We start from the raw sequence: 6,927 nt of genomic DNA, 5'->3' as shown, positions 1-6,927 counted from the left end.
TGTATACTGAAATTTTTCCATCAGTGCGGGCACTACTTGTTCTTTATATGTCGTTTTTAATCTAGCCATATAGTTCGTACCTCCCTTCGAGCATTATTAGATAACTGTACCGCATTTTTTACATGCTCTAACTTTTTTACCATTTTCTATTTTACTTTCAGTTCTTACGCCTGATTTGCATTTATCGCAATATAGCATTACATTTGAAACATTAATAGTGCCTTCTTGGTGCAAAATGCCTGCTTGCTGCATCTGATTAGTTTGCTTCTGATGTTTAGTAATCATCTTTACACCTTCAACAATGACTCTATTTTGTTTCGGCATACTTGTAAGTACTTTTCCTATCTTACCTTTGTCGCTGCCTGCTATAACTACAACTTTATCGCCTTTTTTTACGTGCATCTTTATACACCTCCTATTAAAGTACTTCCGGTGCTAGTGATATTATCTTCATAAATTTTCCGTCTCTTAATTCTCTTGTTACAGGTCCAAATATACGTGTTCCAACAGGTGTCTTATCATCTTTAATAATAACAGCTGCGTTTTCATCAAATTTTATATATGTGCCGTCGTTTCTTCTTACGCCTGCCTTAGTTCTCACTATAACCGCTTTAACTACATCACCCTTCTTAACAACTCCTCCAGGTGTTGCAGATTTAACCGCACATACAATTATATCGCCAATGTTACCATATTTTACGACGGAACCGCCCATTACTCTTATTACAAGAACTTCTTTAGCTCCAGAATTATCTGCGACTCTTAACCTTGACTCTGTTTGTATCATGTCTTCTACCTCCCTTCAATTGTCTTAGGGTTTATTTAGCTCTCTCTAGTATTTCTATAACTCTCCAACACTTTTCTTTTGATAATGGTCTTGTTTCCATTATTTTTACAGTGTCACCAGTTCTACATGCATTTTCTTCATCATGCGCTTTATATTTTTTAGTCATTTTTATTTGTTTTTTATAAAGAGGATGTGCCACAAGCTTTTCAGTTGCAACTACTATTGTTTTATCCATTTTATCACTGACTACTTTTCCAATTCTTACTTTTCTGTTGCCTCTTTCCAAAGTAAAGATCCTCCTTTCTTATTGCACATTTACGTTTAATTCACGTTCTCTAAGAACAGTCTTAACACGCGCAATATCTTTCTTGACTTTATTTATTCTCATCGGATTATCAAGTTCTCCGGTTGCAAGTTGAAATCTTAAATTGAAGAGTTCTGTTTTTAAATCTCCCACAGATTTATTCAATTCATCAACTGATTTATTTCTTAGTTCATTAGCTTTCATTTGCTTCACCATCCTTTTCTGCTGCCTGTTCTTTGGTAACAAATTTGCATTTGATAGGCAATTTATGCATGGCAAGTCTCATTGCTTCTCTGGCTACTTCCTCAGAAACCCCTGACATTTCAAACATTACTCTGCCTGGCTTTACAACTGCTACCCAGTATTCAGGTGATCCCTTTCCTTTACCCATACGAGTTTCGGCTGGTTTTTTTGTTACTGGCTTATCTGGGAATATTTTTATCCAGATTTGTCCGCCTCTCTTAACCGATCTTGTCATCGCTCTTCTGGCAGCTTCTATCTGGTTTGATGTTATCCAAGCTGGTTCAAGTGCTTGAAGCCCATATTCGCCATACGTTACAGTGTTACCTCTTGTTGCAACACCTGTCATTCTTCCTCTTTGTTGTTTACGGCGTTTTACTCTTTTAGGCATTAACATAATAATCTTCCTCCTTCCTTCAGGACTTATTACTTTTTATCTCTTTTATTATAGTTGTTATTGTTACTTGGTCTTTTCTTTTTCTTATTATCTTTGTTATCCGAAGGTGCTCTTGTTGGTTCCTGATTATCTGATAATAATGAACCCGGTTTTCTAAGCACTTCTCCTCTGCATATCCAAACTTTAACACCAACTTTACCAAATGTAGTGTTTGCTTCTGCAAAGCCGTAGCTTATATCAGCTCTTAAAGTTTGAAGAGGAATTTTACCCTCTGAGTATCCTTCTGTTCTAGCCATATCTGCACCATTTAATCTTCCGGAAGCAGATGTCTTCATTCCTTTGGCACCCATTTTCATTGTTCTTTGAATGGATTGTTTCATTGCTCTTCTGAAAGATATACGCTTTTCAATTTGACTAGCAATATTTTCTGCAACTAACTGTGCATTTAATTCAGGAACCTTTATTTCTTCAACATTAATTATAACAGTCTTCCCAGATATTTTTTCGATAGCGTTTTTTAAACTGTCTACGCCAGTACCGCCCTTACCTATTATCATACCTGGTTTTGCTGTGAATACACTTACCTTTACTCTGCTTGCAAATCTTTCGATTTCAACCTTAGCTATTCCTGCTGAACTCAAGTTTTTTGTTATATATTCACGAATTCTGTAATCTTCAGTTAAATTTAAACCAAAATTCTTTTTATCAGCATACCATTTAGAGTCCCAATCATTGATTATACCAACTCTAAGTCCATGAGGATTTACCTTTTGACCCATTTTTTACCTCCTTTGCTTGTTTACTATTCTCTTTCTTTTACTGCTGCGCCAATATGGCTGCTTCTTTTCAATATTTTATATGCGCTTCCCTTTGCTCTTGGTCTCCATCTCTTAAGAGTTGGTCCTTGATTAGCGTAAGCTTCGGAAACGAATAATTTGTCTCTGTCCATATCAAAGTTGTTTTCTGCATTTGCAGTAGCCGATTTAACTACTTTTTCTAAAATTTTAGCTCCCTTGCTTGGATAAAATTTTAAAATTGCTAATGCTTCATCAACATTCTTGCCTCTTACCATATCACACACGAATCTCATTTTTCTAGGTGATACTCTTATATATTTAGCAACTGCTCTAGCTTCCATTTAAGCTTGCCTCCCTTCTTATTTAACTTTTGAAGATTCATCAGTCTTGTCATGACCTCGATAAGTTCTTGTTGGAGCAAATTCACCGAGTTTGTGTCCAACCATATCTTCAGTTATATATACAGGAACGTGCTTTCTGCCATCGTGTATAGCTAATGTATGGCCTACCATTTCGGGGAATATTGTCGATCTTCTAGACCAAGTTTTCAATACTACTTTTTTATTGGCTTCATTCATATCCACAATCTTTTTCATAAGACTTGGTTCGCAATAAGGCCCTTTTTTTAATGATCTACCCATTCACTATTTCCTCCTTTCACAAAACCTAATACTATTTTACGTTTCTTCTCTTAACGATCATCTTATCAGATGCTTTTTTCTTTTTACGAGTTTTGTATCCTAGTGCTGGTTTGCCCCAAGGAGTAACTGGTCCCGGTCTACCTATAGGAGCTCTACCCTCACCACCACCATGTGGATGGTCGTTAGGATTCATTACTGAACCTCTTACTGTAGGTCTGATGCCCATATGTCTTTTTCTTCCAGCTTTACCTATTGATATGTTCTCATGATCCAAATTTCCAACTTGACCTATTGTAGCTCTGCAATCCATGCTTACCATTCTTACTTCGCCACTAGGTAATCTTACTTGCGCATACTTACCTTCTTTAGCCATAAGCTGTGCTGAATTTCCTGCTGAACGCACCATTTGAGCGCCTTTGCCAGGTTTAAGTTCTATATTGTGAATCAATGTACCAACAGGAATATTTTTTACCGGAAGTGCATTTCCGATTTTAATATCCGCATCAGCTCCTGAAACAATTGTATCACCAACTGCCAATTTATAAGGAGCTATAATATATCTTTTCTCGCCATCTACATAGTTAATTAAAGCTATATTAGCACTTCTGTTTGGATCGTATTCGATTGTTGCAACACGACCTGGTACTCCGTCTTTATTTCTTTTAAAATCAATGATTCTATATTTTCTCTTTTCTCCGCCGCCTTGATGACGAACTGTTATTCTGCCGTAAGAATTTCTTCCCGCTTTGCTTTTTAACGGAGCTAAAAGAGATTTCTCTGGTTCATTAGTTGTTATTTCTTCAAATGTTGAAACTGTCATTTGTCTCAACGCCGGAGAGGTTGGTCTGTATTTTCTAATACCCATGAGATTTTCCTCCTTTTTTTTCAATTTATAGCTTTACTAAATTCCTTCAAAGAATTCTATTGTTTTGCTTTCTTTTGTCAAAGTAACTATAGCTTTTTTCCAGTCAGCTTTTTTGCCAACGTGCACGCCCATTCTTTTATTCTTTCCGAGCATGTTCATTGTGTTCACACTATCTACCTTAACTCCGAAAATCAATTCTACTGCATTTTTGATTTCTGTTTTATTAGAATTTTTGTCAACTACAAAAGTGTATTTTTTTTCTGCCATGTTATCCATACTTGCTTCTGTAACTATTGGTTTGATTAAAATATCGTGTGGATCGCGCATTATGCGTACACCTCCTCCACTTTATTAACTGCGTCCTTAGTAATTAAGAAAGAATCACAGTTTAATATGTCATAAACATTAATTGTATTAACATATGCTGTTTTTACTCCTGGAATATTTGCTGCTGCTCTTAATACAGCTTCATCTCTTTCAGGTATTACTATTAATGTCTTTTTGCTTGCATTAAGATTACTTAAAACCTTAACCATTTCTTTTGTTTTTGGTTGTTCCAGCACTAATCTGTCAACAACAATTATTTCTTGATCTTGAACTTTAGAAGATAATGCTGATTTAAGAGCCAATCTTTTAACTTTCTTAGGAATTGCATAGCTGTAATCTCTTGGTTTTGGAGCAAATACAACTCCGCCGCCTTTCCACTGCGGTGATCTGATACTTCCTTGTCTTGCTCGACCTGTTCCCTTTTGTCTCCAAGGTTTCTTACCGCCGCCTCTAACATCAGCTCTTGTTTTTGCTGATTGAGTTCCTTGTCTTTGATTAGCCAAATAATTTTTTACAGCTTCATACATTACGTGAGTGTTTACTTCTACTCCAAATATGTCATCGTTTAATTCAACATCACCTACTTGGTTGCCTGTTATATCATAAAGAGCTACCTTTGGCATCTTTAACCCTCCTTTCCATGCAATTATTACTTAGATTTTCTAACTGCTTCTCTTATTTTTACTAAACCCTTTTTAGGTCCTGGTATTGCACCTTTTAAAAGTAATACATTTCTTTCAACATCAACTTTTACTACTTCCAGGTTTAATACTGTTACTTTGTCATGTCCCATATGACCATGAGCTTTAGTTCCTTTTACTACTTTTCCAACACCAGCAGATGCTCCCAAAGAACCTCTTAACCTGTGGAATTTAGAACCGTGGCTCGCATCACCTGTATGGTGACCATGTCTTTTTATACTTCCTTGGAATCCCTTACCTTTAGAAATTCCTGAAACGTCTACTTTTTCACCAACTTGGAAAATATCAACGCCAATCTTTTGACCAACTTCGTAGTTATCAATGTTTTCTACTCTAAACTCTCTCAAGAATCTTTTAGGTTCTACTTTTGATTTTTCAAAATGACCTTTGATAGGCTTAGTAACATTTTTAACTTTAACATCTCCAAATCCAACTTGAATTGCGTCGTAACCATCTTTTTCAACAGTCTTCTTTTGAACAACAACCATGTCGCCGGATTCTACAACAGTTACCGGAACAACATCACCTTGTTCAGTGAACACCTGAGTCATTCCTACTTTTTTACCAAGAATTGCTTTCATTTTACACCTCCTATTTTCTTACAGCGGATTGCATAAGCAATCATTCTAAGCAGAGTGCATATTATATTTTTCTCTACTTGCTTTTAAAACATCGAAAGAAACTGCCTTGCAATTTCATCACACCGTTTCAACGAGGTATCCTCGTTATAATTTGATTTCAATGTCTACTCCAGCAGGAAGATTCAATTTCATTAATGAATCAACAGTCTTTGGAGTAGGATTTGTTATGTCAATCAATCTTTTATGAGTCCTTTGTTCAAACTGCTCTCTGGAATCTTTGTACTTGTGTACTGCTCTAAGTATTGTAATGATTTGTTTTTCTGTCGGTAGAGGAATTGGACCTGCTACTGTTGCACCAGTACTTTTAGCTGTTTCCACGATTTTTTGTGCAGATTGATCAATTAATTGATGATCATAAGCTTTTAACCTAATTCTTATTTTCTGTGTGTTTGCCATTTTTTTACCTCCTTCTTCGTATGTCATCCATACAACTCGGAACTGCTCGATACACCACTCCGGGTGTTTCGTATTTTTTAGAAAAAGCAATACCGGTCGCCCTGTTTTATAACAGGACATACTCTGCAAAAATTACCTGAAATTATTGCATTCCAGCAACCTTTTGCGTCATCGCATGTGGCAAGCTTTATAATAATAAACCATAAATTATCATAAATCAAGTGTTTTTTTTATATTTTTTAAGTTATTTCGAATGTTTAACAATGATTACATTCCGTTAATAAAGTTTGTGTTTTCCTCGACATTATTAATGGAATTCTCATTGATTTTATAATAATTTTGATGATTTTTCAAAATTTAATAAATGAAAAGATGAATTTTCAGAAATTGTTTAACAATAGATTCATCAAAACTAAAGTACCTGGTACTTTAGTTTTGATGAATCAGATAAAAAACAGCTTTCGCAAAAAAGCTGTTTTTAGTAGTGTCAGTTTTGTCATTCTGAACGCAGTGAAGAATCTCCTCGTTAATCATATGAGATCCTTTGCTATCGCTCAGGATAAGCGACTAACATCAAATCAAAGATTTGAGTTATCTGCGCAGTCTCATTCACAAAAATATTTGCTCCCTTTGGTCGCATATTTTTGGAATTCGTTGCAAAAGACCTACCACTATTTTTCAGAAAAAACCGTTCTGAAAAATAGGGTTAGGGCTTCTTTATTTTATTATTGAAGTAACAACTCCAGATCCAACTGTTCTTCCGCCTTCACGGATTGCAAATCTTAATCCTTCTTCTATTGCTATTGGATGGATTAATTCTACTATAAATCT

At 35.5% G+C, this 6,927-nt stretch carries 14 protein-coding genes; all 14 read right to left on the bottom strand.

Annotation, left to right across the window (positions count from 1 at the left end; all coding sequences use genetic code 11):
- Positions 1 to 96: 96 nt before the first annotated feature.
- The gene (gene rplX / locus SA378_RS01280) at positions 97 to 402 is read right to left on the bottom strand and encodes a 50S ribosomal protein L24 (protein ID WP_318524184.1); all 306 of its coding nucleotides are present in this window, start codon (positions 400 to 402) and stop codon (positions 97 to 99) included.
- Positions 403 to 418: 16 nt separating this feature from the next.
- Positions 419 to 787: a 50S ribosomal protein L14 gene (rplN, locus tag SA378_RS01275; protein WP_318524183.1), complete on the bottom strand. Its 369-nt coding sequence runs from the start codon at positions 785 to 787 to the stop codon at positions 419 to 421.
- Between the two features lie 31 nt (positions 788 to 818).
- On the bottom strand, positions 819 to 1,073 hold the full coding sequence (gene rpsQ / locus SA378_RS01270) for a 30S ribosomal protein S17 (protein ID WP_318524182.1): 255 nt from the start codon (positions 1,071 to 1,073) through the stop codon (positions 819 to 821).
- 18 nt (positions 1,074 to 1,091) lie between these two features.
- Positions 1,092 to 1,295 (bottom strand): 50S ribosomal protein L29, encoded by a 204-nt coding sequence (rpmC, locus tag SA378_RS01265; protein ID WP_318524181.1) that lies wholly within the window; start codon positions 1,293 to 1,295, stop codon positions 1,092 to 1,094.
- Positions 1,285 to 1,728, bottom strand: coding sequence for a 50S ribosomal protein L16 (gene rplP, locus SA378_RS01260; protein ID WP_318524180.1), 444 nt, complete (start codon positions 1,726 to 1,728; stop codon positions 1,285 to 1,287). The genes rpmC and rplP overlap by 11 nt, the downstream gene beginning before the upstream one ends.
- 29 nt (positions 1,729 to 1,757) lie before the next feature.
- Complete coding sequence (gene rpsC / locus SA378_RS01255) at positions 1,758 to 2,507, bottom strand: 30S ribosomal protein S3 (protein WP_318524179.1); 750 nt, start codon at positions 2,505 to 2,507, stop codon at positions 1,758 to 1,760.
- A 23-nt stretch (positions 2,508 to 2,530) separates the two neighbouring features.
- The gene (gene rplV / locus SA378_RS01250) at positions 2,531 to 2,866 is read right to left on the bottom strand and encodes a 50S ribosomal protein L22 (protein WP_318524178.1); all 336 of its coding nucleotides are present in this window, start codon (positions 2,864 to 2,866) and stop codon (positions 2,531 to 2,533) included.
- Between the two features lie 18 nt (positions 2,867 to 2,884).
- Complete coding sequence (gene rpsS, locus SA378_RS01245) at positions 2,885 to 3,166, bottom strand: 30S ribosomal protein S19 (protein ID WP_318524177.1); 282 nt, start codon at positions 3,164 to 3,166, stop codon at positions 2,885 to 2,887.
- 31 nt (positions 3,167 to 3,197) lie between these two features.
- Complete coding sequence (gene rplB, locus SA378_RS01240; RefSeq protein WP_318524176.1) at positions 3,198 to 4,031, bottom strand: 50S ribosomal protein L2; 834 nt, start codon at positions 4,029 to 4,031, stop codon at positions 3,198 to 3,200.
- 36 nt (positions 4,032 to 4,067) lie between these two features.
- A complete protein-coding gene (gene rplW, locus SA378_RS01235; protein ID WP_318524175.1) occupies positions 4,068 to 4,358 on the bottom strand; it encodes a 50S ribosomal protein L23 in 291 nt (96 codons plus the stop codon).
- Positions 4,358 to 4,981 (bottom strand): 50S ribosomal protein L4, encoded by a 624-nt coding sequence (gene rplD, locus SA378_RS01230; RefSeq protein WP_318524174.1) that lies wholly within the window; start codon positions 4,979 to 4,981, stop codon positions 4,358 to 4,360. The genes rplW and rplD overlap by 1 nt, the downstream gene beginning before the upstream one ends.
- A 26-nt stretch (positions 4,982 to 5,007) precedes the next feature.
- The gene (gene rplC, locus SA378_RS01225; RefSeq protein ID WP_318524173.1) at positions 5,008 to 5,640 is read right to left on the bottom strand and encodes a 50S ribosomal protein L3; all 633 of its coding nucleotides are present in this window, start codon (positions 5,638 to 5,640) and stop codon (positions 5,008 to 5,010) included.
- A gap of 144 nt (positions 5,641 to 5,784) precedes the next feature.
- Positions 5,785 to 6,096: a 30S ribosomal protein S10 gene (rpsJ, locus tag SA378_RS01220; RefSeq protein WP_179237948.1), complete on the bottom strand. Its 312-nt coding sequence runs from the start codon at positions 6,094 to 6,096 to the stop codon at positions 5,785 to 5,787.
- A 717-nt stretch (positions 6,097 to 6,813) separates the two neighbouring features.
- Positions 6,814 to 6,927: hypothetical protein (locus SA378_RS01215; protein WP_318524185.1), on the bottom strand; the 114-nt coding region annotated here is incomplete at its 5' end.

Source organism: Sedimentibacter sp., assembly GCF_033447055.1.
Lineage (GTDB): Bacteria > Bacillota > Clostridia > Tissierellales > Sedimentibacteraceae > Sedimentibacter.
Note: the sequence above shows the minus strand (reverse complement) of the source record. Positions and strands in the feature narration are given on the sequence as shown.

What these genes read in the sequence shown, in the direction of transcription:
- rplP (WP_318524180.1), bottom strand. Translation starts at nt 1,728, where the DNA reads ATGTTAATGCCTAAAAGAGTAAAACGCCGTAAACAACAAAGAGGAAGA.
- rplB (WP_318524176.1), bottom strand. Translation starts at nt 4,031, where the DNA reads ATGGGTATTAGAAAATACAGACCAACCTCTCCGGCGTTGAGACAAATG.
- rpsS (WP_318524177.1), bottom strand. Translation starts at nt 3,166, where the DNA reads ATGGGTAGATCATTAAAAAAAGGGCCTTATTGCGAACCAAGTCTTATG.
- rplV (WP_318524178.1), bottom strand. Translation starts at nt 2,866, where the DNA reads ATGGAAGCTAGAGCAGTTGCTAAATATATAAGAGTATCACCTAGAAAA.
- rpsJ (WP_179237948.1), bottom strand. Translation starts at nt 6,096, where the DNA reads ATGGCAAACACACAGAAAATAAGAATTAGGTTAAAAGCTTATGATCAT.
- rplD (WP_318524174.1), bottom strand. Translation starts at nt 4,981, where the DNA reads ATGCCAAAGGTAGCTCTTTATGATATAACAGGCAACCAAGTAGGTGAT.
- rplC (WP_318524173.1), bottom strand. Translation starts at nt 5,640, where the DNA reads ATGAAAGCAATTCTTGGTAAAAAAGTAGGAATGACTCAGGTGTTCACT.
- rplX (WP_318524184.1), bottom strand. Translation starts at nt 402, where the DNA reads ATGCACGTAAAAAAAGGCGATAAAGTTGTAGTTATAGCAGGCAGCGAC.
- rpmC (WP_318524181.1), bottom strand. Translation starts at nt 1,295, where the DNA reads ATGAAAGCTAATGAACTAAGAAATAAATCAGTTGATGAATTGAATAAA.
- rpsC (WP_318524179.1), bottom strand. Translation starts at nt 2,507, where the DNA reads ATGGGTCAAAAGGTAAATCCTCATGGACTTAGAGTTGGTATAATCAAT.
- rplW (WP_318524175.1), bottom strand. Translation starts at nt 4,358, where the DNA reads ATGCGCGATCCACACGATATTTTAATCAAACCAATAGTTACAGAAGCA.
- rplN (WP_318524183.1), bottom strand. Translation starts at nt 787, where the DNA reads ATGATACAAACAGAGTCAAGGTTAAGAGTCGCAGATAATTCTGGAGCT.